Source organism: Exiguobacterium aurantiacum DSM 6208 (assembly GCF_000702585.1).
Classification (GTDB): domain Bacteria; phylum Bacillota; class Bacilli; order Exiguobacteriales; family Exiguobacteriaceae; genus Exiguobacterium; species Exiguobacterium aurantiacum.
Window position 1 is genome coordinate 788240 of record NZ_JNIQ01000001.1, and the last position, 25996, is coordinate 814235.

A 25996-nucleotide genomic window follows, 5' to 3' on the forward strand; every position below is an offset into this window, starting at 1 on the left:
TTATGAAGGCATGGTTACTCGATCAACCTGGACTCGAACATTTACACCTCGGGGAGACGGAGCGCCCGACACCGGGAGCAGGCGAACTGCTCATCAAAGTCGAAGCGGTCGCATTGAACCCGGTCGACTATAAAGTCGGCACGAACGGCAACCCGAACTGGTCGTACCCGCACATCCTCGGGGTCGACCTCGTCGGGGAAGTCGTCGAAGTCGGCTCGAGCCTCGCCAACATCATCACCGGTTCACGTGTCGCCGTCCATACGAGTCTCGGAAATAACGGCGGCTTCGCCGAGTATGCGGTCGTCGACGCGCGCGCCTGCGCCGTCGTTCCGCCTGACGTGAGCGATGAGGCGGCAGCGGCCATCCTCTGTGCCGGTATGACGGCGTATGAGGCGGTCATGCAGAAGTTGAACACGCGCGACAAAGAGACGATTCTCGTCCACGCCGGGGCGGGCGGAGTCGGCGGCTATGCGATCCAACTTGCGAAGAAACTTGGGCTTAAGGTATTCACGACGGCGTCGCCTGACAATTTTGACTGGGTGAAAGCGCTCGGTGCCGATGTCGCCATCGACTATAACACGGAAGACGTGACGGAAAGGATCATGGAAGAGACGGACGGCCGCGGTGTCGACCTCATCTTAAACACGGTCGGTCGTGACGTCGCGACAGCCGACCTCGACCGGCTCGCCTTCAGCGGACAGCTTGCCTACATCGCCGGTCCACCGGATACGTCGAACGTGAAAGGCTTTACGCTCTCGCCGTCCATCCATGAGGTCGCCCTCGGTGCGGCCCACGCGAGTGAGGATGAGCGCGCCATCCGCAACTTGGCGTATATGGCCGAAGAGTTGATGAAGCTGCTCGAGGCGGGCGAGTTGAACGCTCTCGTCACGGACGTTTTGCCGTTCGATCGGTTGAAAGATGGTTTGGAACAACTGCAAACACGAAAAGTACGCGGGAAATTGATCGTCCGGGTACGCGATTAATCATCGTGCCTCCTATCTATGGATAGGGGGCTATTTTTGGAGGGGATGACATGGATTTACGCACATCGTATCAACAGACGTCGCATCAACTGAGCGGTCACGGCAGACGGAACGTCGGCGTCTTGCAACAGGCGTTCGCCGACGTTGATCCGAATCAGGCGAGCGACCATTACGGGACGGGCGAAGCGATTGAGCGGTTCGAGCAGAAACTGGCGCAAGAACTCGGCACGGAAGACGCCATCTTCTTCCCGAGCGGCACGATGGCGCAACAGATCGCGTTACGCATTTGGGCGGACGAGACGGAGAACCGACGCGTCGCCTATCATCCGCTCTGTCACCTGGAGATTCACGAACAGGACGGCTTAAAGGAACTGCATCACCTCGAGCCGATCTTGATTGGGGAGTCGGACCGGTTGATGATGTTTGAAGAAGTGCAGGCGCTGCCGGATGTGGCGTGTCTGTTGATTGAGTTGCCGCAACGCGAACTCGGTGGCTACTTGCCAACCTTCACAGAACTTGAGGCAATTAGTCGTCATTGTCGTGAGCGAGGCATTCGTCTACATCTCGATGGGGCGCGCTTGTTCGAGACGCTTCCGTATTATGAGAAGACGGCGGAGGAAGTGTGCGCGCTGTTCGATAGCGTCTACGTCTCGTTTTATAAAGGGATCGGCGGAATCGCCGGCGCCATCTTGGCCGGACCGAAATCGTTCTGTACCGAAGCGAGAGTTTGGAAACGGCGGTACGGCGGGGATTTGATCGGGCTGTACCCGTACATCATCCCGGCCGACTATTACTATGAGCTGCGGAAAGACCGGATGGGGACATACTATGAACAAGCCAAAGCATTCGCACGCCGGTTCAATGCGCTCGACGGTGTCTGGACGACCCCGGACGTCCCGGTGACGAACATGTTTCATCTTCATTTTGAAGGGGAGTATGAGGCGGTCGCGGCATGGATTCAATCCGTTCACATTGAAACTGGGGTCGGAATCACAGGGTATCTCGTCCCACATGACGGCTATTGTTCGACCGAGATCAGTGTCGGGGATGCGGTTGGAGAGATTCACGAAGCGCAACTTGTGCGTCTATTTGAAAGTCTGGACAGAGAAATCTAACACAACAATAAGCACCGCGCCTAAACAGAAGGCTACGGTGCTTATTGTTATCTTGAGACGATTGTATCAAGCCGATCGAGCTGTGAGGCGAAACCTTCGACGGCGCCCATCTCGATGACTTTCTCGAGTGACTCGGCGTCCGTGAACTCGGAGCGACTGACGAGCAACGTCCCACCCGGAATGTCTAAAAATTCGTTCGTAATCGTCATGACCGGAAAGTCGGGATTGACGTGCCCGTCCGCGTCTGAGAACGCATCCGTATAGACGATTTTTCGATGTGGTTTAATCTCGAGGAACGTCGATTTCCCCCATGAATCCATGCCGTAATAATCGCCTTGCTCCTTGTCGACACACGTCATTTTGTAATGCCACGTCCCGCCCGGTTCGAATTCGAACGTGCGTACCTCGGTCTTCCATCCGGCCGGACCCCACCAGGATTCGAGATGGGTCGGACTCGAGAAGGCTTCGAACACGAGCTCGTGCGGTGCCCGGAAGCTACGTTCGACGACGAGCGTGTTGCCTTCCACGTGCGATTTGACAGCCCCCATTGAAATGTCCCCTTTCGTGAAAAAGCGTCTTGACCTCAATGTAGTCCTTATTCCCAGTTTTCGGACAAGTGCAACTTGTTCAGTCAAACAACAAATCGAGCACCGTCTCACCGATGGGGCGTTCCTTTCCTTCGTATGGGAACGAGTGGATATGGATGGCCGGATTGAAGTTCAGCTCGATGATGCCGTAGTCACCTTCACGCTCGAGCGATGGGATCATCATGTCGACGCCGCAAATCGTCGCGCCGACCGCCTTCGCGGCCGCGACCGCGATCTGTTTATACGTGTCGGCAATCCGGTCCGTATAGTCGATGCTATCGCCGCCGGTGCTAATGTTCGAGTTTTCGCGAAGAAAGACGCGCTCTCCGTCCGCGAGCACACTGTCTGGTGTCTTGCCTTGAGGGCGCAGGAACGCCACGACGATGTCATCGATCTCGATTTTCTCGAGCGGGGTCTTATATCCTTTTCCGCGGAGCGGGTCTTCGTTTTTCTTGGCGACGAGCTCGCGAATCGTCGAGACGCCGTCCCCGTTCACGTTCGCCGGGACACGGTGGAGAATGCCTGCGACTTCATCGCCGATGACGAGGAAACGATACTCTTTTCCGGGCAAGAACGTCTCGAGTAAGACGACGTCGTCGAACGTTTTGGCATGATAGAACGACTCGAGCGCCTCGTCGAGCGTCGTGCCGTCTTTGAAAATGTGGATGCCAATCCCGAAGTTCGTCGATTTCGGTTTTAAGACGATGGGGCGTCCCGCGAAAGTGGTCCACACCGAGCGCAAGTCGTCCTCGTCGCGCAACTCCACGCCGCTCGGGACATCGATGCCGTGTTCGGCGAGCACATGTTTCGTCACCGTCTTGTTCTCCATCATGAGCACCGACACGTAGTTGTCTTTCGACGTCTTCGTCGCCTGTTTGACGTATTCGGTCTGGTGGCCGTTCCGAACCCGGATAAACTGGTCGTCCCGGTCGATGACATCAACGGCATAGCCACGCTTCAAGGCCGCCTTCATCAAAATCTGTGTCGACAGCTCCATGTCGGTGTAGCCGTGCATCCGGAAGCGATTGGCGTAGGCATCTTGATAGAACCGTTCAGCTTGCCGGAGTGACCAGGCCGTGTAGCCTTCGGTTGTCATCACTTTCGTCAACCGTGCCGAATACGTCGTATCCACATGGTCGATTCGTTCCCGGACAGAGGCGAAGACGTCCTCGAACCCGAGGGCGTAGCGAGTGTTGAACGCTTCGATGTCATCTAACAGTTCGTTCGCATACGTGTGTAAGGCGATCGAGTCGCCATCCTGGTGCAACGTGAGCGTCGGGGACAGGCCTTCTTTGGCGACACGTTGTTGGTTGTGGAACGCCTCGGCTTGCCAGTTCGCGAAGTCCGTCTCGTCTTTTAACGCCAAGTAGAGCAGGAAGATGTGCAGGAACTTCAAGTCGTCGAGGGCGATACCCGTCTTCTCGAAGGGGTTCAAATCGATGTTGCGAATCTCGATATAGTCGATGCCGTTCGTTTCAAGTCGCTCTAAATCGTTCCCGCCCCGGGACGTCTTCAAGCGAATCGGCGAGTACAGCTCGTTCGGGTTGGCGATGTCGCCTTTCGTGATGAAGCGGCGGACACTGCTCGTGTAATCGGTGAGCGTCGTGTAGTCCGGGTAGAGCGGTTCAACATTCGTATAACCACAGTCGCTATTCCGGTACGAGAGGGCCGTCGTATTGGAATACACGTCTTCGCTCAGTGCCTGCATCTGGCTGACGCAACGTTCTTCGTAACTCGTATGGACGGCGGGCGTCCCGCCTAATAGATAGACGATGAGCCAACGTGTCCGTAAATAGTTGCGGACGAGCTTCAAATAGAGCTCATTTTTGAAGCGGTCATACTGTTCAGGCGACCCTTCGTATAAAGCCGTGATCAAGTCGTCTGCGAACGAGAAGTTGAAATGGATGCCGGAGATGAGCTGTTTTTTCGCCCCGTATTTTTGAAGCAAATGCTCCCGGTAGCGTTCGGCCTCACCGCCCGAACTGCCGAAGTCGGCGAGCGGGATCGCCCCGCCGTCCGGGAGGGCGCACGGCATCGACTGCGGCCAGAGGCGTTCGTCGCCGATATGCAGCGCCGTGATGTCATAGAGTGTCTCTAAAAAGTTGTGCGCCGCCTCGACGGTTGAAAACGTCGGCGTGATCAACTCAATCTGACTTTCGGAAAAGTCGGTCGTGATGTACGGATGCGTCGCCTTGTCGCCGAGGCTTTCCGGATGTTTCGTCAGTGCGAGCGTTCCGTCGGCGGTGACGCGGAGCATCTCACGTTCGATGGCGAACCGACCGCTCGTGAGCAATTGTTTCGATAGCTGTTCAAATCGCTTCTGCAAGGGAAGTCACTTCCTTTTTTGTTAGTCGGACATATAATGCGGAGACGAGCCCTTTGACGATGCTCGAGATGGCGATGCTCCACCAGATGGCGTCGATGCCGAGGTATGGTTCAAGGACGATGGCGAGCGGGATACGGGCGACGGTGAAGACGATCGAGATTGTCGCCGGGATTTTCGGCAGACCGATTCCGGAGAAGTAGCCGTTCCCGATCATCTCAAGCGAGGCGAAGATGAGTGATACACCGATGATGCGTAAATAACTGGCCCCGATCTCGATCGTCATCGGATCATCGACGAAGGCACGGATGAGCATGTCCGGGAAGGCGAGGAAGACGAGTGTGATCAGCCCGGTATAGAGCATGCCGAGGCGCGTCGTCACGCGATATCCTTCGTGCACGCGGTCAATTTTCCGGGCACCTAGATTTTGGCCGGTATAGCTCGCGATGGCGCCGTTCAGTCCGCCGATCATCATGTAGGCGATCGACTCGATTTGAAGGCCGATGCGCTGGGCCGCGATCGCCTCGGTCCCGTATGAACCGATCATGCGGGCGAGAAAGATGCTGATGACGGTGAACAGGACGCGCTGCGTCGCCATCGGAAAACCGAGGCGGACAATCTCGGTGTAGTCGGCACGGACCGGTGTGACCGTCTCGTTCCAGTCCAATAGCGCCCGGGCCCGATGCCAAAAGAAGCCGAACATGACGGCGTTGGCGACGAGTGTCGCGAGACCGGCCCCGAGTACGCCCAGCCCGAACGGATAGATGAAGAGCGGTGACAGCATCATGTTGAGGATGACACCGGTCGCGTTGATTCGCATCGCCGTCGTCGTGTTGCCATAGGCACTGAACAGGCGGGCGAACAGCAAGTTGTAGAACGAGAACAAGAGCATCGGGGCGCTGACGAGCAAATAGTGATAGGCGAGGCGCTCGACGGGTGGTGCGTTCATATTCAAGAAGCCGATAAGCGTCGGTCCGAGTGAGACGAGCAGGAGGGCGGACAAAAGCCCGAGCCCGCCGTTCAGCCGTCTGCCGCTCCGTACATAACGTTGAATCAAATCATCGTCGCGCTTGCCGACGGCTTGTGACACTTTGATGCCGGCACCGACGACGATCAAAGACTGAACCGCCTGAGCGAGCATAATATAAAAACTGGCCGCGCCGATACTGGCGACGGCGTCGCTTCCAAGCGCACCGACCCAAAACATATCGACGAGACTGTACGTAAACTGTAAGAGCGAGCTGCCGACGAGCGGGAGGGCGAGCGCTAAGATGACGCGCTGCACGCTTCCGGTCGTCAAATCGACGGTTTTCACAAAACAAGACCCCTTCAACAAATTAGTATATAACCATTTAGTTATATATAAGCACGACGAGACGAGATTGGCAATCGTGACGTCCGACTCGACGAAAAATCGACACAAAAAAAGGAATTCGCTGTGAATTCCTTAACGATTATAAGCACGAATCCACGTCGTCATATAGACGAGGTTCGCGATGATGAGGGTGGCGACGAGCGCGAACACCGGATACGTCGGCCACGCTGTTTGAAATACCGGGTAGAAGAAGAACGTGAGCATGAAGAACGGGACCGAGATGTTGAACGAGACGTACGCCGCTTTCGTCGCTTTCGCTGTGATCAACGCCTCGCGTTCATCGACTTCGCTGAATTCGGTCATACGGACCGACCATTGACCGAAGCTCATCTGTTGATTCGGACGCGTCCGGAACGAATAGATCGTCCAGACGATAAAGAAGACGATCAACAAAACGAACGGCAAGAGGTTGAACTCTAGCTCGAACACGCCGGCTTCAAGGGCAGCCATCGACCGGGTGATCGTCGAGGCGAATGACGCCACGGTGAACGCCATCAAGACGTATAAGATGATACTCGAGATGGATTGAACGATGACACGTTTCATTTTGTTTCCTCCTCAATTGTAAAAATAGATTCGACCGGCTCCTCGAACACGCGGGCGATTTGCATCGCGAGCATGAGGGAGGGCGTGTAACTCCCTTTCTCGAGCGAGATGATCGTCTGTCTCGTCACGCCGACTTTGGTCGCAAGGTCGCCTTGCGTCAATTGATGCCGGGCCCGCAACTCTTTGACACGATTGGCTAATGGCATGGCGCCACCTCATTTCCTGTTTCTAACAACAGTGTAAAACAAACTTTACTTTATGTAAATTTAACTTTACTTATTTAGTGGTGGTACAATAGAATCAAACGGGAAAGGGGAGAAACCGATGAAGGCGATTTTAGGGCAGCACCACGTCTCGGCGATGACAGGGGACGCGTGGAAGAACTTGCGATTTTACACGGAGGTTTTAGGCATGAGGCTCGTCAAAAAGACGGTCAATCAAGACGATCCGTCGATGTACCACTTGTTTTACGCGGATGAAATGGGGACGCCGGGGACCGACTTGACGTTCTTCGAACTGCCGTTTCTCGGACAGACGTATCGAGGAAGCAGCAGCATCTCGCGGACAGCGCTTCGGGTGCCGGCAGGGGCATTGCCGTACTGGCTGGAGCGGTTTGCCGAATTCGATGTCCTGCATGATCCGGTAGAGGAGGTACTCGGCCGACCGACGCTGGATTTCGAGGACGGGGAAGGACAGCGCCTCTGTCTCGTCGAGGGCGGGTCAGGGACACCATGGAAAAATGGACCGGTGCCGGAGGACGTCGCCATCTTCGGGCTCGGCTTCAGTGAATGGACGGTGCGACGGATCGAGAAGACGGAACGGGTGTTGACGGACGTGCTCGGTTATCGCTTCGCGTCCGCATTCGAGCGAAACGGTCAGACGGTACGTGTCTTCGAGACAGGTGACGGGGGCGTGGCGACGGAGATTCATCTCGTCAATCGTCCCGATGTCCCGTCGGAGCGACCGGGTCGGGGCAGTGTCCATCACGTCGCCATTCGCGTCGAAGATGATTTAGAGATGGAGCGTTGGGTCGAGCGGCTCGATTCATTCAGCATCAGCCACTCGGGACTGATCGACCGCTACTATTTCAAGTCGATTTACTTCCGTGAACCGAGCGGGATTTTGGTCGAGCTCGCGACAGACGGGCCCGGCTTTGCGACCGATGAGCCGGTCGAGACGCTAGGGGAGCGGTTGGCCTTGCCGCCATTTCTTGAGCCACGACGAGCGGAAATCGAGGCGAAATTGAAGCCGTTATAAGCAAAGAGCCGACAGACTCGTTTAGTCCGTCGGCTTTTGTACGCCTAAAAATAGCGCCAGTTCGTTCGTCCGGTTGGCGACGAGGTCGGCGATCGTGTAACGGTCGAGCACGTGCAGGAAGGCGAGCATCGCCTCGTTCAACACGCTCCGCAAGTCACACGCGGGTGCGATGACACAGCGGCCTTCGCCGAAACACTCGACGAGCTCGAACGGTTCCATCGTTCGGACGACGTCGCCGACGTTGATGTCTTCCATCGGTCGGGCAAGTCGGAAACCGCCGCCGCGTCCGCGCACCGATTCGAGATACCCGTGCTTACCGAGCTCATAGACGACTTTCATGACGTGGTTCTTCGAGATTTGATATTGGTCCGCCACTTCTTGGATCGTCACGAGACGATGGGAGAACGTGGCGCTATACATGAGCGTTCGGAGTGCGTAGTCGCACGTTTGCGTGAGCCGCATGAAATCACCTCTTCATCCGTCCATTGTACAAGACATCCCGTAAAAGCGCGACGATGGAAGATGTGAAAAAAGCGTGGCGGATTCAAGTCGGAAATTCGAACTTGTGATTAAACAAGTATTTTATATATTGCTTTTAGAGTGACGTAACTCACATAATGGACGTGTACTTTCAAAAAGGGGGAAACACGTATGTTAGATCAACAAACGATGGATATCGTTAAAGCGACGGCGCCGGTCTTGAAAGACCACGGTGTCGCCATCACGAGTCACTTTTATAAGCGCATGTTCGAAAATAACCCGGAAGTTCGTCACTTCTTCAACCATACGAACCAACAACGCGGCCGTCAGCCAGAGGCGCTCGCGAATGCCGTCTATGCGGCAGCTGTCCATATCGATCGGCTCGAAGCGATCTTGCCGGCCATCCAACCGGCGCTTCATAAACATAAAAGTTTGAACATCCGGCCGGAACATTATCCGATTGTCGGTGAGAACTTGCTCGGGGCGATTCAAGACGTGCTCGGTGAAGCGGCCACACCGGACATCATCGATGCGTGGGCGAAAGCGTACGGTGTCATCGCCGACGTCTTCATCTCGCTCGAGAAACAGATGTATGAGGAGGCGCCTTGGCTCGGCTTCAAGCCGTTCACAGTCGCTGAAGTGATCGAGGATACGCCGGAAGTAAAACGATTCCGCCTTGTCGCCAACGATGGCGTCGTCGGGACGGCCATCCCCGGTCAATACATTTCGGTCCAAGCCCGCATCGAAGGGGAAGACATTTTGCACCACCGTCAATACAGCGTCGTCGAGACGACAGCAGACGGCTACTGGATTGCGCCGAAAGCAGAAGGACTCGTCTCGAACTGGCTCCATGCTCAGACGGTCGGTACAGAGATCCCAGTGAGCGCGCCAGCTGGTGAATTCGTCCTCGAAGCGTCGGAGCGTCCGCTCACGCTCGTCGCCGGCGGCATCGGCATCACGCCGCTCTTCAACATGGCGAAGACAGCGCTCGGTGAAGGCCGTTCGGTCACACTATTGCATGCGGTCCGCAGCACGAACCTCCGTCCGCTCGGTAAAGAGCTCGACGAACTTGTGAACGACGGACTCGAGCTCATCACACACGTCGACGACGTATCAGGCTGCATGAGCGCGGCACAGCTTGAGGCACTCGATGTCGATGGACATGACGTCTACACGTGTGGCCCGACGGCAATGATGGAGACGGTCGTGCAAACGATCCCGCACGCCCGTTACGAGTTCTTCGGCCCATCGGCCACCCTCGCGCGGACATAAGAAAAGACGACCGCCAAAGCAGTCGTCACACTACCGCACACCGGTCATCGGTTTGCGGTTTTTATATGTCGTCAATACGTCAAGCTCGCTGCGACGATGATGCCAACGACGAGCGAGGCCGAGAAGAGGCTGAGGCCGACGGCGAGGTTGCCGTTCTCGACTTCTTTCTCCAAGTTCACGCCAGGCGTGAGCACGTACTCGAACGTCCAAAACGCGAGCACTTGGGCGAGGATCCCGACGATGCCCCAAATGAAGGCATCGAGCAAGTTGACGCTGTTCGCCCATACCGTGTAGATGACGATGGCGAGACCGAGCGCCTTGCCCCATAGTTTCAAGGCGACGGCGACGTTGCCGGCTTTGATCAGTTTTCGTTCTGAATACTTCGTCGTCAAGGCGAAGACGACGAGACCAATCAAGATGAGGGCAAACCCCGTACCGAGGTGGGCCAAAAAGCTCAAAATCGAATCGAGCGTGATGAACGTCATGAGTTATTCTCCTTTTGTGTGCCGATGGCTAAGTAGTAGGACTGGTTGTTCGTGATCATGCTGCCGGCCCGCGCGCCGAGCGCGGACGGGCGACCGTTCAAACAAAAACAACCGATCATATAATGCGTGTCGATCGTGCCATTCACCGTGTTCGTCTTCCGGACCGGCAACTCATCGAATCGTTGAAAGACGGCCGTCTCGTTCGCATACGTTTGAAGCGCTTCTTTATGGAACGGCGTGCCGTCCTTCTCGTACAAGATGACCGAGTCCCCTTCACGTCCGAAGGCGGGCTTTTGCACGTAGGCACTCTGATTTAAAAACGGGTCGGGCTCGAGGTAGGTCGGCAAAAAGTACGTGCGGATGATGGCACGTTCTGTCTCATCGAAGAACATCTCGTTTTCGTATAGCTCCCAAATGAACGCTTGCACGCCCTTAGACTGCATGAGGAACGCCGATAACGGATTGAGGAGCGAGACATGTTTCGCCTCGTTCAGTTCGAGCAGGCGAACGCCGATCTGCGTCCCGTCCGGTGCCACGTCATCGACCAGATGCTCGACCGGGTACGTCTGCCGATACAAGACGTCGACCCGCTCACCGGAAGGCGTATACACCCCGTCACGTTCGACGAGAAGTTCGTGCAGGGCGACGAATTCGGACGGCAAATCGAGCGTCTCTTGAAGGAAACGCGTCGTCCATTTGTCCTCGATGTTGTCGTCATGGGCCGTGAAGACGATTTTCGGCGTCCCGCCTTTCGCGAGCCGCTGCCACGCGGCGATGATTGCTTTCCGTAGCTCGCTTCGAAGCAACTCGGTTGCGCCGACGTTTGGGTCGTCGAGTCCAAATGCTGTCGTCACGTACCGGTTCACGTCGAACAGTTCTTTAATGAATGTCGGCGTGTCGGCATTGAATTCCATCAGCTTGAGCGCGCCGTCTTTCACGATCCAGTCGTAGCGGCCGATGATCGTCTCTTGCGGGAGCGCCTTGTCCCGAAGGAACGGCAGGCTCGCCTCCGGGTAACCGAGGAGACGGAGCGTCTCGTCCGGCAGCGTCCGCAGCAGCCGGTTCGCCTTGCGGAAAATCATGTCGACGTCACGTGTCGCCGTACGAATCCGCTCGACTTCCTCTTTTGAATAGACGAGACAGTCATAGAGCGCATACTCTTCCTCGTTCAAATCCGGCCAAAAGTAAGGGATTTGCGCGAACAAGGCGTCACGGTTCATCCGCCGAAGCCGCCTTTTGAGCCGCTGCCGAGACCCGAGTTAGAACTTGGGTTCGACCGGTTCGGCGTGATGCTGCTCGCGCCGCCGTTCGAGCGATAGTTTTGGTACGTCGACGAGTTTTTTAACGAACTCTTGGAATTGAACAGGCTGCCGAGTAAAAAGAAGCTGCCGAAGTGCGGGGAGCGCCGGTCGTCACAATAATACGACTCGGTCTCCGCATCCCATTCCCAATCGTCGCACTCGTAACCGGTCGGCTCTTCCGGGAGCGTCGCTTGTTCCGTCTCGTCCATCCCACAGGCGGCGAGGGAGGCGGTCAATACAGCGGCCGACAGACCGCTCAAAATTTTCTTGCTCGTCTTCATGTTGTTTCCTCCAATGTATAACCAGTCGGGGTGACATAGAGCACATAGGCGCCACGGTCTTCATCCGTTTCGGCCGAGTCACGTTCATATTCGTTGCCGCCGACATACACGTACTGGCTGCCGAGCATGGCAAGGGCGTCCAAGTGACGGTCGACATAATACGCTTCAAGGAGCGGGTTGTCGAACCGGTCGTCGAGCGTGCGAATTTCGACTTTGATGTCGTCGGTCTCTTTTTTGTCGACCGGGCCTTCCGTGTAACGGTCGACGTAAATCAAAAAGTACTGCTCGCCTTCGAGCGCGGACGAACGTTGTTTATACGTCATGCCGTCCTTGACGAAAAACTCGCATTCACGCCGGGCGAGTACTTCATCGAGCCCGAGCGATGTATAATGGTAGAGCGGCTCAAACGACAGCTCATTTTTATAGAGTCGGTATTCTAAAACGATGGAATTCATAAGTCAGTCCTTTCTTTTTTCTATCTATACGGAACCGAGTCGAGACGGGTTTCGTAAACCAATTGAGTTGTTACTAGTATATCCGAGAAAGCGAGTGATTTCAGTGCATATCTTTTTTCGCGTTTGGCGCGGATTGTCCAAACTGTCTTTTTTGAACATCGTGCTCGCCTCGCTCGTCATCATCTTGACGGGTACGCTCGTCGGGTATTGGGTGGAGCCGGAGACGTTCCCGTCGTTGTTCGACTCGTTCTGGTGGACGATGACGACGCTCACGACGGTCGGCTACGGTGACTTTTTCCCGTCATCGGTCGCCGGGCGTTGGCTCGGGATTTTTTTGTTCTTATTCGGGATCGGGATTATCGGGGCGTTGATTGGAAAGCTCGTTGAAGTCGGTGCGACGTTTCAACGGTTAAAACGGGAGGGGAAACTCATGTATCGAGGAGAAGGCCATTACGTCTATATCGGGTGGTCACCGAAGACGAAGAAGGCGATCGATGAAGTGCTCGGTCAAGGCGTCACGCTCATGGCCGTCAACGACCGGCTCGACTACGCGACCGTGCTCGACACACCGCTCGAAGCGAGCGACATGTTATACGTCGTCTGTCACGACGACACGTGGGAACGATTGAATGGACGAGGAGGAATGTAATGTATAACGGAACATTTATCCGCAAGATGACACGCATGCAAAACGTCCAACGTTGGGACGAGTACGCGCCGCACTACCACGACAATGCGGCGAGCCATAGTTTTCGCGTCGCGGTTTTCAGTTTGATTGCGGCCTACTATGAAGAACAAGCGGGACGTCCCGTCAAGTTGCTCGACGTCCTGGGCAAGGCGCTCTTCCATGATATGAACGAAGTGCAGACCGGGCCGATCATGCACCGGACGAAAAAAGAGCCGACGTTGAAAGAACATATCGAGCGGATGGAGCGGACGGCAAGCCTCGGTCTCGTCGACTTATTGTCGCAGTCGCTCCGTCCTGACTTCTACCGCTTCCTCGTCGAGGCGGAGGACGACTCGTTCGAAGGACGGATCGTCGACGGCATCGACTCGTTCGATGCGATGCTGTTCGTCCGGCGCGAGGTGGCGCACGGGTCTCCGCACTTCGTCGCGAAACTCGAAGAGATGAAGGCGGCGCTCCGGGAGCATCCGCTCGCTTCCGTCCGCTGGCTGTACGATCAAGTCGAGCAAGAGACAGAAGTGGCGACGTTCATCGAGAACGTCATGCGCATGGACAGCGTCCGGCGCTGGAAAGGCCGTTTCAACACGATTGACGACAACGACGCGATTCACGGTTTCCGGGCGGCAGCGCTCGGGATGTTCAGCGGACTGTTGGAGCAGAAGAAGTACGGTGTCGACGTCGATGTGGCGGAACTCGTCGCGCGCTTGCTTTGTCACGACCTCGTCGAAGGGGTGACCGGGGATGTACTCGGTCCGGTGAAACACGCGACGACGGAGACGGGACAGGCGTTCGAGGCGTACGAACGAGCCGAGAGCGAGGCGCTGTTGTCGCTCCTCCCTGACTACATGCAACCGGCGTTCCGGCGTTATATGGCCGATTCGAAGGATGACACGTATGAAGGCAAGCTCGTCGACATGATGGACAAACTCGACGCCCTCATCAAGATGAACATGGAGCGAAAGATGAACGGGGCCGAGTATGAGGTCATCTATCGGGAACAGCTACGGAAAGTGCAGATGCGCTATGAGAATCCGAGTATGATTTTCTTCTTGGCGTACATCTTGCACGACCTCGATTATGTGACGAGTTGACAAGGTCACGGACGAATCAGTCCGTGGCTTTTTTTATATCATTTATTGACATATATCATTCAACGATATATAGTGAGGTTAAGAAATGTATCGTTGAATGATATAGGAGGTAGTCACATGCCACGTAATGACACGATTGAGCTCGGCGAGTTGACCGACAGCATGTTTTATATTTTGCTCGCCTTGACCGAGCCGAGACACGGCTACTTGATTATGCAGTTCGTCGAGGAGTTGACGGCGGGCCGGATGCAAATCGGGCCGGCTTCGATGTATACGATTATCAAGAAGCTCGTCGCTGCGGGGCTCATCCACCCGCTTGACGGAGACGGGAAGAAAAAGAGTTACTTGATCACAGATGCGGGGCGCGATTTGCTCCGCGATGATGTGAAGCGACGCCAAGCGATTGTCGAGGATGCACGGTTCATTTTAGAAGGGGAGGGACACGTATGAAACGGAAGTACATGTCGAGCTGGGGGCTTGCGTTTGCCGAAGAACGTGAGATGCGAAAGCTCGAACAGATGGCAGCTCGGGGCTGGCACTTAGAAAAGTTCGCACCACTCGGCTATTCATTGGTCGAAGGCGAACCGGTAGACGTCCAGTACAGCCTCGATTACCGGACGCGTCCGGACGAAGAGTATTTCGAGATGTTCGCGGCGAGCGGGTGGGAGCACGTGACCTCGACCGGGGACGAGATTCACATCTTCAAAGGCCGGCCGGATGCACGGCCAATCTACTCAGACCGTGAGACGATGATCGCGAAGTATGCGTCAGAAGAGCGCCAGATGGGACGGACGGCGCTCACGTTTCTCGTCGTGTGGATCGGCTTGCTCCTGTTGATGCAACTCGATTGGTCGAGCGTGATGGCGACGGCGCTCTTCGTGGTTTATCTGATCATCACAATCGGACTCATCTTCACCGGACTCCCGTACCTCGGTTTTCTAGTGAAGCGAAAACGGATGGAACATGACAGCTGACTAGGCGGATGGCACAAGCCATCCGTTTTTGTTTTGGTCGACTGAACTATTCACGAAAAAAATAGTTAGGCGTGAAGCACCGTTTTAGCACGAGCCTCTATTCAACGAAAGTGAAATCGGGAATGATGATTGATAAAAGCGCTTGCATTAAACTTTTGAGGAGGAAAGCGAATGGGGAAACGACGGAAAGGGATTGCCTTGACGGCAGGGGTCACAGCGATTGCACTACTGGCTGGGCAACCGGTCGCACAAGCGGCGACGTCACAGAACGGCACGATGATGCAATACTTCGAATGGTACGTCCCGAACGATGGGTTGCATTGGAATCGGTTATCGAACGATTCACAACATTTGAAAGACATCGGGGTGACGACGGTATGGATCCCGCCCGCGTATAAAGGCACATCGCAAAACGATGTCGGCTACGGCGCGTACGACTTATATGACCTCGGCGAGTTCAATCAAAAAGGGACCGTCCGGACGAAGTACGGGACGAAAGCACAGCTCCAGTCGGCCATCACGAACTTGCGCGGAAAAGGCATCGGCGTGTACGGTGACGTCGTCATCAACCATAAAGGCGGCGCCGACTATACGGAGACCGTTCAAGCGATCGAGGTCAACCCGTCGAACCGAAATCAGGAGACGTCGGGCGAGTACGCGATATCGGCGTGGACCGGATTCAATTTCGCCGGGCGCAACAATACATACTCGCCGTTCAAATGGCGCTGGTATCACTTTGACGGCACCGATTGGGATCAATCGCGAAACTTGAGCCGAATCTACAAGTTCAAGAGCACGGGCAAGGCGTGGGACACGGACGTCTCGAACGAGAACGGGAACTATGACTATCTCATGTATGCCGACGTCGATTTTGAACATCCGGAAGTTAGACAAGAGATGAAAAACTGGGGCAAGTGGTACGCCGACTCGCTCGGACTCGACGGGTTCCGCTTGGATGCGGTCAAACACATTAGTCATTCGTATTTACGGGAATGGGTGACGAGCGTAAGGCAGACGACCGGAAAAGAGATGTTCACCGTCGCCGAGTATTGGAAGAACGACCTCGGCGCCATCAACGACTATTTGGCCAAGACCGGGTATACGCATTCCGTCTTCGATGTGCCGCTCCATTATAACTTCCAAGCGGCCGGTAACGGCGGTGGATTCTATGACATGCGCAACATCTTGAAAGGGACGGTCGTCGAGCAACATCCGACGCTCGCCGTGACGATCGTCGACAACCACGATTCGCAGCCGGGGCAATCGCTCGAATCGACGGTCGCCAACTGGTTCAAACCGCTCGCCTACGCGACGATCATGACGCGCGGACAAGGCTACCCGACACTCTTCTACGGTGACTACTACGGGACGAAAGGGACGACGAACCGGGAGATCCCGAACATGTCGGCGTCGCTGCAGCCGATCATGAAGGCACGGAAAGACTTCGCCTACGGCACGCAACATGACTATATCGACCATCACGACGTCATCGGCTGGACGCGCGAAGGTGTGGCCGACCGTGCCAAGTCAGGGCTCGCGACGATTCTATCGGACGGACCGGGCGGCTCGAAATGGATGTACGTCGGCCGTCGAAACGCCGGTGAAGTGTGGAAAGACATGACCGGCAACAATAGCCGCCTCGTCACGATCAACGCGGACGGCTGGGGCCAGTTCTTCGTCAACGGGGGATCGGTGTCGATCTATACACAACAATAAGAAAAACGAGTCGCGAGACTCGTTTTTTAGCGTTTCCATATCCATTCGTCACTCTCGTACTTCAAGACGAGCTGACGGATTTCTTCTTGTTGCGCCTCGGTGAAGATCAACGGTTCGAACGTCAAATCGAACGCGTCGCGGAACCCGTCCGTGAACGCGGCGGCGACTTCGTCGAACGCGACCGACCGTCCGAGCGCCTCATTGAGCGAGACGGCCTTGGACCCGAAGCGGGCTTTCGCCTCGCGTTTCTCATCTGCTTCTAAATTAAAGCAGTCGAACAAGACGTCATCGTCCATTGATAACGGGATTGACCCATGCTGCAGGACGGCGCCTTGATGACGCACTTGGGCGCTGCCGGCGATCTTCTTCCCGTCGACGGCGAGTTCATAGTAGGAAGCGGCGTCGAAACAGACGGCAGACTTCGGTTTCCGGAGCGCTTCGCGGTCGGCTTCCGTCATCGGCACGGAAAACTCGGCGGGGACGTCGAGCGCGCGATATCCGCGCCGTACGCCTTCGGTCAACAGGCGATAGCTCTCGATGACGTTCGTCGGGAGGGATGGCATCGTCTCCGGCAAGATGACGCTATACGTCAGCTCATCCGCATGGAGCACGGCACGGCCGCCGGTCAGTCGCCGGACGACCGGGATCTTGTTCTTCGTTAACGCGTCCCGGTCGAGGTCGCGCGTCGCCCGTTGAAAGCGGCCGACGCTGATGGCGTGCGGGGCCCACGAATAAAAGCGGAGCGTCGGTTTCAGTTCGCCTCGTGCGACGAACGTCGCGACCGCTTCATCGATGGCCATGTTCTCGGCCGGCGTGCGGCCTTCTGTCGTGATCAAATGCCACGTCGTTCCATTCATAAGCGTCTCTTCTTTCTGTTAATCGATTGGGAGCATCGTGTGGCGACGCGCCTTGTGGACTTGTTCGTCGGCGTGATACGACGAACGGACGAGCGGGCCGGCCTCACAGTGGGAGAAGCCTTTCGCGAGGGCGATCTCTTTCAATTCGGCGAACTCGTCCGGATGATAATACCGTTCGACGTCGAGGTGTTTCTTCGTCGGTTGCAAGTATTGGCCGAGCGTTAAAATATCGACGTGGTGGGCCCGGAGATCATCCATCGCTTGAATCAACTCGTCTTTCGTCTCGCCGAGCCCGACCATGATCGACGATTTCGTCGGGATGTCCGGGTTCAGCTCTTTCGAGCGCTTCAAAAACTCGAGCGTGCGGTCGTATGTCGCTTTCGCCCGGACTCTCGGCGTCAAGCGGCGCACCGTCTCCAAGTTATGGTTCATGATGTCAGGACCGGCATCAATCAATGTCTGAAGCGCCGAGAAGTCGCCCATCATGTCAGACGGCAATACTTCGATCGACGTCTCCGGGTTCATCGCTCGGACGGCACGGACCGTCTCGGCGAACACGGTCGCCCCGTAATCGTTCAAGTCGTCGCGCGCGACAGCCGTGATGACGACGTGCTTCAAGTTCATGAGGCGCACCGACTCGGCGACGCGCTTCGGTTCTTCCCAGTCGAGCTCGTTCGGCTTGCCGGTCGTGACGGCACAGAAACGGCACGCCCGCGTACAAATGCTCCCAAGAATCATGAACGTCGCCGTGCGGCGGACGGCCCAACACTCATGAATGTTCGGACATTTCGCTTCCTCACAGACGGTATGTAGGTTTTTCTCGCGCATCATGTTTTTCAGACCGGTGTACGTCTCGTTCGTGTTCAGTTTAATCTTTAACCATTCCGGCTTTCGTTTCAGTTCCCCTCGTGGCAAGATGATTTCCCCCTTTTTTAAGTTAACCCCTAACGAAATGAGTTTACCAAAAAACGAGGAGGATTCGAACCACCGAAATTATTGGTTATGCCAATACAGAGGAAGGTTGTTACAAAACAGGTTGTTTATTTCAAATTGGTTACGCTTTCATGAGAAGTGTTGTTTCCGGATTTTGGAGTTGCTATACTGACGTTGACCACCTGAATAAGGACCATATGTAACTGATACGATCAGGCATGGGGTGAACGAGCGTTGATGAGGCAACGCTTCTTCCTCCATGCCTTTTCGTTTGGGGGTCGGGGAAAACTTTCAAAAAGGAGTGGGGAACATGAACAAAGCATTGAACTGGACGGCGACACTCGGACTGACGACGGCACTACTCGTCTCATCGGTCCCGATGGCGAACGCGGTTGTGGCCGAGGAGGCACCACCGCTCTCGGTCGAACAGCGAGTGACGAGCAAGCTTGACGCCATGACGCTCGAACAGAAACTCGGCCAAATGATCATGCCAGACTTCCGACTATGGAACGGGGCCAACCACACGACGCTCGCACCGGACGTGGCGCGCGTCATCGACCGGTTCGACCTCGGAGGTGTCATCTTGTTCGCGGAGAACGTGACCGAGACCGAACAGACGACGAAACTCGTCCACGACCTGCAAGAAGTCGTCAAACAAGACGAGAGCAACGACATCCCGCTCTTCATCACGATCGACCAAGAGGGCGGCATCGTGACGCGGCTCGGTACCGGCACGAACCTGCCGGGAAACATGGCGCTCGGCGCGACGCGCAGCAGCCAGTATGCGTATGACGCGGGGAACATCATCGGCTCAGAGTTGAACGCGCTCGGGGTGAACGTCAACTTCGGACCTGTCCTCGACGTCAACAACAATCCGGCCAACCCGGTCATCGGCGTCCGTTCGTTCTCGAGCGATCCGGAACTCGTCGGTGAGCTCGGCTCGGCGATGACGCAAGGCATCCAAGACCAAGGGGTCGCCGCGACGGCGAAACATTTCCCGGGCCACGGGGATACGGCGGTCGATTCCCACTACGGGCTCCCGATCGTCGACAAGTCGCTTGAAGACTTGCGCGGCTTAGAGTTACTTCCGTTCAAACGGGCCATCACGGAAGGCATCGACATGATCATGACGGCGCACATCGGCATGCCGCAAATCGAGGACGAGGTCGTCGAATCGGCGCGCGGCACGTTCCCGCTCCCGGCGACACTTTCGGACGATGTCATCACCGGCGTGTTGCGTGAAGAGATGGGCTATAACGGTATCGTCATCACGGACGCCTTGAACATGCAGGCGATCTCGGACAACTTCACAGAAGCCGAAGCCGTCATCAAGACGTTCGAGGCGGGCGTCGATATCGCCCTCATGCCGACGATTTTGCGGACGAACGCGGACGTCACGAAACTCGAGAAAATCTTTGAACAAGTCATGGCAGCGGTCGAGAGCGGACGTCTTGATGAAGCGAAAATCGATGCGGCCGTCGAGCGCATCTTGACGCTCAAAGCCGAACGCGGTATTTGGGAAGAGTCGGTCGACACGACGACGCTCGAGGCGAAACTCGCCGAGGCGAACGCGGTCGTCGGCAGTGCCGAGCATAAAGCGAAAGAACGTGAGATCGCGGAAGCGGCTGTCACGCTCGTGAAGAATGACGACAAGACGCTCCCGTTCAAGCCGAAAAAAGGGGACACGGTCCTTGTCATCTCGCCGGCAAAAGATCAGACGGACAGCATGGTGAAGGCGATCAAGTCGCTCAAGAAGAACGCGGGCAACATGAAAGACGTCGTCGTCACGACGGCGAACTACACGGCGTCGACACCGCGTCTAGCCAGCAACCCGGGCTTGAAAGCAAAAGTCGAGGCGGCTGACTACATCATCGTCGGCTCGAACGTCAACAACAGCGCGAAGCTTGGACCGAATGCAGCGGACAACTACGTGCCGGCGGAAGTGTTCCGTTACGCGAACGAGACCGGGAAGAAATCGGTGCTTTTAAGCCTCCGAAACCCGTATGACGTCGCCGTGCAACCGGACGCACCGGCCCAGCTCCTCATTTACGGTTTCAAAGGCGATCCGAACGGACCGGACTCAGAGGCGGGCAACTTGAAATCGGCCGGACCGAACTTACCGGCCGGCATCCGTGCCATTTTTGGTGAAGTGAAACCGGGCGGCAAGCTCCCGGTCGACGTACCGAAGTTCGAGAACGGGACGTTCCAAAACGAACTTCATCTCGAGTTCGGAGACGGCTTCAAAAATTGGAACAAATAAAAGACAGCGAGCTCCCATGTGGGTGCTCGCTGTTTTCGGTCGTCCATCGATTACGCCTCAAAATACGCGACGACGAGGAGGCCAGGGCCGGTATGCGCCCCGATCGCCGAACCGACGATTGTCTTCGTCACGTGACGCGGTGTGACGTGTTCACGAAGCATCGATTCGAACTGGTCCGCCTTTTCCGGATCGTCCCCGTGGCCGATAAAGACGTCCCCGTCTTCGACGATCGGTTTCGATTCGGTCATCCATTCCGTGATGCGGCGCAACACTTTCTTATGGCCGCGAATCTTCTCGATCGGGACGAGTTTCCCGTCTTCGACCGTGAGGAGCGGGAGGATGGTGAGCAAGTCACCGATGAACGCGCTCGCTTTCGAGACGCGACCACCGCGCATCAAATATTCGAGCGATTCGACCGTGAACAAGTGACGAATCTTGCCGACGAGCGTCGACGCATAGGCGACGGTCTCTTCGTATGTATGCTCTTGCCCGTACTCAGCGACCGTCTTGACGAACAGGCCTTGCCCGACCGAGGCGGCACGCGTATCGAGAATATGGAACGTGCCGTCCGGGTATTCTTCTTTTAACGCGTTGCCGACCATGACGGCCGTCTGGTACGTGCCCGACAGTTCACCCGAGAAGGCGAGATACAGGAACGGGATCTCCGACTCGAGATGTTGCCGGAAGCAATGCTCGAGGCGCGCGGCCTCGATTTGGAACGTCTTCGGCGTCTTGCCGTCACGCATCGTGGCGTACACGTCTTTCGGTTGGATCGTCTCGCCGTCTAAAAATTCTTCATTGTCGATGATGACTCCGAGCGGTAATAGTTCTAGGCCATATTCGACGATTTGGTCTTGAGTCAAATCGGCGCCGGTGTCTGTGATGATTTTAAACATGCGTTCACTCCTCTGTTAGTTGGTGTTCGATGTCGCGAATCGGTTCATTTCGTTTCCACATACGGTCGAGTTGAGCGGCGAGCGTGTCTTGTTCTGCTGCGTCGAGCGTCCCTGATTGAAGCTCGCTGACGCTGCCGAGCACGTTGTACGCCCGTTTCAACACGTCGTGGACGGTGAGCGGGATGTCGAGCAGTTCCTCGAGCGAAGCCATCGTCTCAGGCACGATCGCTGGATACGTGTGTCGCGTCGGTTCGCCTTGAATCGCGGCGTCATAAAAGTCGCGGATGAGGGCGGCGCGTTCGCTCCCGCTCTTACGGACGCTCAAATAGATTTGAACGGCGACGCCGCCGCGGACGCGGCGTTGCGAGATGCCGGCGAACTTTTTGCCGTCGATCGACAAGTCGAAGCTGCCGGGGCAATAGGAGCCGACAATCTCACCGGCGACGATCGCATCGGTCACATCACGGAACATGTGCTGGATGAGCGACGTCATCGCTTCGTAGCCGCTGTCGATTTGAATCCCGTCATTCTCGGGTAGAATAAGAGATAAGTTCAATACATCTTCGTCAAGGACGACAGCAAGTCCTCCCGAATTTCGAACGACGGGGCGATAGCCGCGTTCGTGCAACAGACGAATCCCGTCTTTCAAGTGGGGAAGGCGCGCGTCTTGAATCCCGAGCACGACCGTATTCAAATGGACCCAGGCACGGAGCACCGCACCTTGGATTTTCGTCGAGGCGCAAAGCGTGTCGTCGGTCGCGAACGATTGCTCGGCTTGGAACATCGGACCGAGCGACGACTGGTCGATGAGGCGATACGTCGGTTGGCGTAAAAGTGGATGGATCATATACATAATTCCTTTTCAAAAGATAGTTTCCTCTTCATTATAGCATGGAGGGAACGACTCGCTGGAAGTCGAAATACATACTATTGAAACGTAGGGGGCAACGTCATGTACACGTCACGAGGTCAATTATCCGGGTCGAAAGTGTTCAAAGACCCGGTTCATCGCTATATTTACGTCTATGATCATCTCATCTGGGAGTTGATCAACACGAAAGAGTTTCAACGGTTGCGTCGCATCAAACAGCTCGGCACGTCGTTTTTGACGTTCCATGGGGCCGAGCACACCCGATTCCACCATTCGCTCGGTGTATATGAGATCGCGCGCCAACTCATCGACCAATTCCACGAATACCCGGAGTGGGACGATCGGAACCGGGAGCTGTTGCTCGCGGCGGCGCTCCTGCACGACGTCGGTCACGGCCCGTTCTCGCACGCGTTCGAGCACGTCTTCTCCGTGCGCCACGAAGTATGGACCGAACGCATCATCTTAGGCGATACGGAAGTGAATAAAGTGTTATCTGAGATGGGGGTCGGTTTCCCGGAAGAAGTGGCGGCCATCATCAACAAGACGCATCCGAACCGGTTGCTCGTCAACATGCTCAGCTCTCAGCTCGACGTCGACCGGATGGACTATTTGCTTCGCGACGCCCATTTCGCCGGCGTCAGTTACGGCAAGTTCGACTTGGAACGGATGCTTCGCGTCCTTCGCCCGGATGAGGATCAAGTCGTCGTCAAGCAGTCGGGGATGCATACGATTGAAGACTACATCATGCGCCGCTATCAGATGTACTGGCAAGTCTATTTGCACCCGGCGACACGGTCGAGCGACTTGCTCTTAAAAGCGGTCCTCGAGCGGGCGCAAGAACTGTATGAGTCGGGTTACACGTTCAACATGGAACCACGCCATTTCCTCCCGATCTTCAACCGCGAAGACATGACGCTCGCCCATTACTTGAAGCTCGACGAGACGGTCGTCTACTTCTATTTCCAAGAGTGGATGGAAGAAGACGACGCGATTTTAGCGGATCTCGCGAGCCGTTTCGTCAATCGTCGCCTGTTGAAGTATAAGAACTTCCCGGAAGCGAGCCGGGTCCGTTACATGGACCGTCTTAGACAGACGATGGAAACGATCGGCTTGCCGACGCGCTATTACTTGCTCGAAGATCAATTGAGCCAACTGCCGTACGATTTATATAAAGGACATGGCAACTATGAAGGGATTCTCCTGCAGATGAACGACGGCGAGCGCCGTGAAATCTCGGAAGTATCGATGCTCGTCCAATCGATTCTTAATTCGCGTCAGTCGGACGAGAAGATTTATTATCCGGAGGACGTGCTCCTCAACTTGAAAGACCATGCTTCGGAGAAATCGTGGATGCTGTCAACGTTACGGGGGGACTGAGACCGGAAAAGGAAGTGACACGATGGGGATCGCGACATTAATCGGAGGAATCGGGATTTTCCTGCTCGGCATGATGTTGTTGACGGACACGTTGAAAAGCCTCGCCGGAGAGCGGCTCCGGCGCCGGCTCAACCAGTTCGCGGAAGGGCCGGTCGCGGGCGCCATGCTCGGGGCGACGATGACGACGTTGTTTCAATCATCGACCGTGACGACGCTCATGACGATCGGCTTCGTCAGCGCCGGACTGTTGACGTTCGTGCAGGCACTGACGCTCGTCATCGGGGCCAACGCGGGCAGTGCGACGACCGGGTGGATCGTGGCGCTCCTCGGTTATAACTTGGATATCCGTCAATTGTTTTTACCGCTCATCGGGGTCGGGATGGCCCTACGGCTCATCGACCGCCGTGTCAAACGGATCGGCATGCTGTTCGTCGGGATCGGTCTCATCTTCGTCGGCATCGGCACGCTGCAAGAAGCGATGCGTGACGTCGTGACGTTCTCCCTCAATGAGTGGAACGCCGAGACGCCGCTCCACCAACTCGCGCTCCTCGGAACGGGGCTCTTCATGACGGCGGTCCTGCAGTCATCGACGATCGGACTCGTCTTGACGATGACGGCGCTCGCGACCGATACGGTGTCGCTCACGCAAGCGTGCCTGCTCGTTCTCGGCCAGAGCGCAGGGACGAGCCTCGTCGTCGCCATCGGTTCAATCGGAGGGTGGAAATCGGCAAGACGGATCGTGCTCGCCCACGTCCTCATCCACGGGTCGATATTAGTGATCGGATGGTTGACGTTCCCGCTGCTGTTCGGGGTCGTCAACGGGATTGCCGACCGCCTGAATTGGAACGAACTGTTGCGGCTCGCCTTGTTTCACACCTCGTTCCACTTGCTCGGTGTGTTGACGTTCTTACCGTTCCACGAGGCGTTCAGCCGCCGCTTGTTGACGTGGATCCCGAGCCGGGCCGAGAAGTTGACCCGGTTCTTGGACCCGAACATGTCGCGCATCCCGGCCGTCGCTCTCGAGGCGGCAAGGCGCTCTTTGATTGAAATCGAGCGTTATCTCGGCAATGAGACGCGCTTGTTGCTCGAGGAAGGGCGAAAGCGCGAAGACGAATTGCAACTCGTCGAAAAGACGCTCGGGGACGTCCGTGTGTTTTTGAGCACGATTCAACTGGAAGAGGCGAAAGGACGCAACGATTACGGGCAACACATATCGCTGCTCCATACGATCGACCACCTCGAGCGTTGGCTCTTCGTCATGCGTGAAGTCGAGCCGGATGATGTGTTGCGGGACACCGACTTTTTGGTCGCCCGTCAGCTCGTCTTGCATGAGCTCGAACTCGTCGATGGCCTGAATCATCACACCCCGCCGGAGGAGTCGAGCCGATGGAAAAGTGCCTCGAAACAATTGGCCGAGTACCGGAAAGCGCACCGGGCCGAGTTGCTTGAAGAGGCCGCGACGAATCAGCTCGAGATGGAGTCGTCGATTCGAAAAGTACAGGCGCTTCTCTGGCTCGACCGGATCGGCTATCACGTCTGGCGGGCGACGCGGCATTTGATTAAGCCGACCGTGTCGAGTGAACGATTCGAAGTGAACTTAGAGGACTAAAAAAACACCCGGTCGTCGAGTGACGATCGGGTGCTCGTGTTACTTCTTGTCCGCGTGCATGACGCCGGCTTGGCCGTAATGCGTCGCGTCCATCTCTTCGATGAAGACGGTGATGTTTTCTTTCGGTGCGTTCGTCGTCTCAGAGACGGCGTCCGTCACTTTCTCGATCAAGGCACGTTTCTGTTCGACCGTGCGACCGGGCAACATTTTAACGGTTACGTATGGCATACTGATTCCTCCTTTTCCTCGTTCTCTTATATTTTAGAG

27 protein-coding genes are annotated in these 25996 nt (G+C 56.1%); 12 read left to right on the forward strand and 15 right to left on the reverse strand.

All coding sequences use genetic code 11. From position 1 onward, the window contains the following. The first annotated feature begins 2 nt into the window (after nucleotides 1-2). Together P398_RS0104395 and P398_RS0104400 are read left to right on the forward strand one after the other, a co-directional pair. Nucleotides 3-983, forward strand: coding sequence for a zinc-binding dehydrogenase (locus P398_RS0104395; protein ID WP_029334185.1), 981 nt, complete (start codon nucleotides 3-5; stop codon nucleotides 981-983). Between the two features lie 50 nt (nucleotides 984-1033). Then, nucleotides 1034-2098, forward strand: a complete 1065-nt coding sequence (locus P398_RS0104400; RefSeq protein ID WP_029334186.1) for a threonine aldolase family protein — start codon at nucleotides 1034-1036, stop codon at nucleotides 2096-2098. Between the two features lie 47 nt (nucleotides 2099-2145). On the opposite strand, the gene P398_RS0104405 is transcribed toward P398_RS0104400, so the two are convergent. The 5 genes from P398_RS0104405 to P398_RS0104425 all read right to left on the reverse strand — a co-directional run bounded on the left by P398_RS0104405 (nucleotide 2146) and on the right by P398_RS0104425 (nucleotide 7135). Beyond that, complete coding sequence (locus P398_RS0104405; protein ID WP_029334187.1) at nucleotides 2146-2646, reverse strand: SRPBCC family protein; 501 nt, start codon at nucleotides 2644-2646, stop codon at nucleotides 2146-2148. Between the two features lie 79 nt (nucleotides 2647-2725). Continuing rightward, nucleotides 2726-5011, reverse strand: a complete 2286-nt coding sequence (gene gshAB, locus P398_RS0104410; RefSeq protein WP_029334188.1) for a bifunctional glutamate--cysteine ligase GshA/glutathione synthetase GshB — start codon at nucleotides 5009-5011, stop codon at nucleotides 2726-2728. Then, nucleotides 4995-6323 (reverse strand): MATE family efflux transporter, encoded by a 1329-nt coding sequence (locus P398_RS0104415; protein WP_029334189.1) that lies wholly within the window; start codon nucleotides 6321-6323, stop codon nucleotides 4995-4997. The genes gshAB and P398_RS0104415 overlap by 17 nt, the downstream gene beginning before the upstream one ends. A gap of 132 nt (nucleotides 6324-6455) precedes the next feature. After that, nucleotides 6456-6929: a hypothetical protein gene (locus tag P398_RS0104420; protein ID WP_029334190.1), complete on the reverse strand. Its 474-nt coding sequence runs from the start codon at nucleotides 6927-6929 to the stop codon at nucleotides 6456-6458. Continuing rightward, complete coding sequence (locus tag P398_RS0104425) at nucleotides 6926-7135, reverse strand: helix-turn-helix transcriptional regulator (RefSeq protein ID WP_024371158.1); 210 nt, start codon at nucleotides 7133-7135, stop codon at nucleotides 6926-6928. Before P398_RS0104425 ends, P398_RS0104420 begins: the two co-directional genes overlap by 4 nt. Before the next feature lie 118 nt (nucleotides 7136-7253). On the opposite strand from P398_RS0104425, the gene P398_RS0104430 reads away from it, so the two are divergent. Then, nucleotides 7254-8186, forward strand: coding sequence for a ring-cleaving dioxygenase (locus tag P398_RS0104430; RefSeq protein ID WP_029334191.1), 933 nt, complete (start codon nucleotides 7254-7256; stop codon nucleotides 8184-8186). A 21-nt stretch (nucleotides 8187-8207) separates the two neighbouring features. Here the strand turns inward: P398_RS0104430 and P398_RS0104435 are convergent, their stop codons facing one another. Further along, on the reverse strand, nucleotides 8208-8648 hold the full coding sequence (locus P398_RS0104435; RefSeq protein WP_029334192.1) for an RrF2 family transcriptional regulator: 441 nt from the start codon (nucleotides 8646-8648) through the stop codon (nucleotides 8208-8210). A 189-nt stretch (nucleotides 8649-8837) separates the two neighbouring features. On the opposite strand from P398_RS0104435, the gene P398_RS16030 reads away from it, so the two are divergent. Continuing rightward, the gene (locus P398_RS16030) at nucleotides 8838-9938 is read left to right on the forward strand and encodes a globin domain-containing protein (protein ID WP_034798886.1); all 1101 of its coding nucleotides are present in this window, start codon (nucleotides 8838-8840) and stop codon (nucleotides 9936-9938) included. A 71-nt stretch (nucleotides 9939-10009) separates the two neighbouring features. Here P398_RS16030 and P398_RS0104445 read toward each other — a convergent pair whose 3' ends face one another. From P398_RS0104445 to P398_RS0104460, 4 genes are read right to left on the reverse strand one after another with little or no spacing between them, the layout of a single operon-like run. Continuing rightward, nucleotides 10010-10423, reverse strand: a complete 414-nt coding sequence (locus P398_RS0104445; RefSeq protein WP_034798888.1) for a DUF350 domain-containing protein — start codon at nucleotides 10421-10423, stop codon at nucleotides 10010-10012. Beyond that, a complete protein-coding gene (locus P398_RS0104450; protein ID WP_024371153.1) occupies nucleotides 10420-11643 on the reverse strand; it encodes a glutathionylspermidine synthase family protein in 1224 nt (407 codons plus the stop codon). The genes P398_RS0104445 and P398_RS0104450 overlap by 4 nt, the downstream gene beginning before the upstream one ends. Next, a complete protein-coding gene (locus tag P398_RS0104455; RefSeq protein ID WP_024371152.1) occupies nucleotides 11640-12005 on the reverse strand; it encodes a hypothetical protein in 366 nt (121 codons plus the stop codon). Before P398_RS0104455 ends, P398_RS0104450 begins: the two co-directional genes overlap by 4 nt. Then, nucleotides 12002-12460: a hypothetical protein gene (locus P398_RS0104460; RefSeq protein WP_024371151.1), complete on the reverse strand. Its 459-nt coding sequence runs from the start codon at nucleotides 12458-12460 to the stop codon at nucleotides 12002-12004. The genes P398_RS0104455 and P398_RS0104460 overlap by 4 nt, the downstream gene beginning before the upstream one ends. Before the next feature lie 103 nt (nucleotides 12461-12563). On the opposite strand from P398_RS0104460, the gene P398_RS0104465 reads away from it, so the two are divergent. The 5 genes from P398_RS0104465 (at nucleotide 12564) to amyS (ending at nucleotide 16926) form a co-directional block, all read left to right on the forward strand. Continuing rightward, nucleotides 12564-13109 (forward strand): potassium channel family protein, encoded by a 546-nt coding sequence (locus tag P398_RS0104465; protein ID WP_029334194.1) that lies wholly within the window; start codon nucleotides 12564-12566, stop codon nucleotides 13107-13109. Beyond that, the gene (locus P398_RS0104470; protein ID WP_029334195.1) at nucleotides 13109-14236 is read left to right on the forward strand and encodes a YfbR-like 5'-deoxynucleotidase; all 1128 of its coding nucleotides are present in this window, start codon (nucleotides 13109-13111) and stop codon (nucleotides 14234-14236) included. The genes P398_RS0104465 and P398_RS0104470 overlap by 1 nt, the downstream gene beginning before the upstream one ends. A gap of 117 nt (nucleotides 14237-14353) precedes the next feature. Further along, entirely contained in the window at nucleotides 14354-14686 is a 333-nt protein-coding gene (locus P398_RS0104475; protein ID WP_029334196.1) for a PadR family transcriptional regulator, read from the forward strand. Next, the gene (locus P398_RS0104480; protein ID WP_029334197.1) at nucleotides 14683-15210 is read left to right on the forward strand and encodes a DUF2812 domain-containing protein; all 528 of its coding nucleotides are present in this window, start codon (nucleotides 14683-14685) and stop codon (nucleotides 15208-15210) included. The genes P398_RS0104475 and P398_RS0104480 overlap by 4 nt, the downstream gene beginning before the upstream one ends. 171 nt (nucleotides 15211-15381) lie before the next feature. Continuing rightward, on the forward strand, nucleotides 15382-16926 hold the full coding sequence (gene amyS, locus P398_RS0104485; protein ID WP_029334198.1) for an alpha-amylase: 1545 nt from the start codon (nucleotides 15382-15384) through the stop codon (nucleotides 16924-16926). Between the two features lie 26 nt (nucleotides 16927-16952). Here the strand turns inward: amyS and P398_RS0104490 are convergent, their stop codons facing one another. Continuing rightward, entirely contained in the window at nucleotides 16953-17783 is an 831-nt protein-coding gene (locus P398_RS0104490; protein ID WP_029334199.1) for a lipoate--protein ligase family protein, read from the reverse strand. A gap of 18 nt (nucleotides 17784-17801) precedes the next feature. Next, the gene (gene lipA / locus P398_RS0104495) at nucleotides 17802-18701 is read right to left on the reverse strand and encodes a lipoyl synthase (protein WP_255313318.1); all 900 of its coding nucleotides are present in this window, start codon (nucleotides 18699-18701) and stop codon (nucleotides 17802-17804) included. A 325-nt stretch (nucleotides 18702-19026) separates the two neighbouring features. Here lipA and P398_RS0104500 point away from each other — a divergent pair, with 325 nt between their 5' ends. Next, nucleotides 19027-20976: a glycoside hydrolase family 3 protein gene (locus P398_RS0104500; RefSeq protein ID WP_029334201.1), complete on the forward strand. Its 1950-nt coding sequence runs from the start codon at nucleotides 19027-19029 to the stop codon at nucleotides 20974-20976. Nucleotides 20977-21026: 50 nt separating this feature from the next. Here P398_RS0104500 and P398_RS0104505 read toward each other — a convergent pair whose 3' ends face one another. Both P398_RS0104505 and P398_RS0104510 read right to left on the reverse strand, forming a co-directional pair. Next, a complete protein-coding gene (locus tag P398_RS0104505; protein WP_029334202.1) occupies nucleotides 21027-21872 on the reverse strand; it encodes a DegV family protein in 846 nt (281 codons plus the stop codon). A 4-nt stretch (nucleotides 21873-21876) separates the two neighbouring features. Next, on the reverse strand, nucleotides 21877-22719 hold the full coding sequence (locus tag P398_RS0104510) for a lipoate--protein ligase family protein (RefSeq protein ID WP_115336672.1): 843 nt from the start codon (nucleotides 22717-22719) through the stop codon (nucleotides 21877-21879). Between the two features lie 105 nt (nucleotides 22720-22824). On the opposite strand from P398_RS0104510, the gene P398_RS0104515 reads away from it, so the two are divergent. After that, nucleotides 22825-24120 carry an HD domain-containing protein gene (locus P398_RS0104515; protein WP_029334204.1) on the forward strand — a complete coding sequence of 432 codons (1296 nt, stop codon included), beginning with the start codon at nucleotides 22825-22827 and terminating at the stop codon, nucleotides 24118-24120. A 22-nt stretch (nucleotides 24121-24142) separates the two neighbouring features. Then, on the forward strand, nucleotides 24143-25729 hold the full coding sequence (locus tag P398_RS0104520) for a Na/Pi cotransporter family protein (RefSeq protein ID WP_029334205.1): 1587 nt from the start codon (nucleotides 24143-24145) through the stop codon (nucleotides 25727-25729). A 39-nt stretch (nucleotides 25730-25768) separates the two neighbouring features. Here P398_RS0104520 and P398_RS0104525 read toward each other — a convergent pair whose 3' ends face one another. Beyond that, on the reverse strand, nucleotides 25769-25957 hold the full coding sequence (locus P398_RS0104525) for a 2-hydroxymuconate tautomerase (RefSeq protein WP_012727443.1): 189 nt from the start codon (nucleotides 25955-25957) through the stop codon (nucleotides 25769-25771). Nucleotides 25958-25996: the final 39 nt, after the last annotated feature.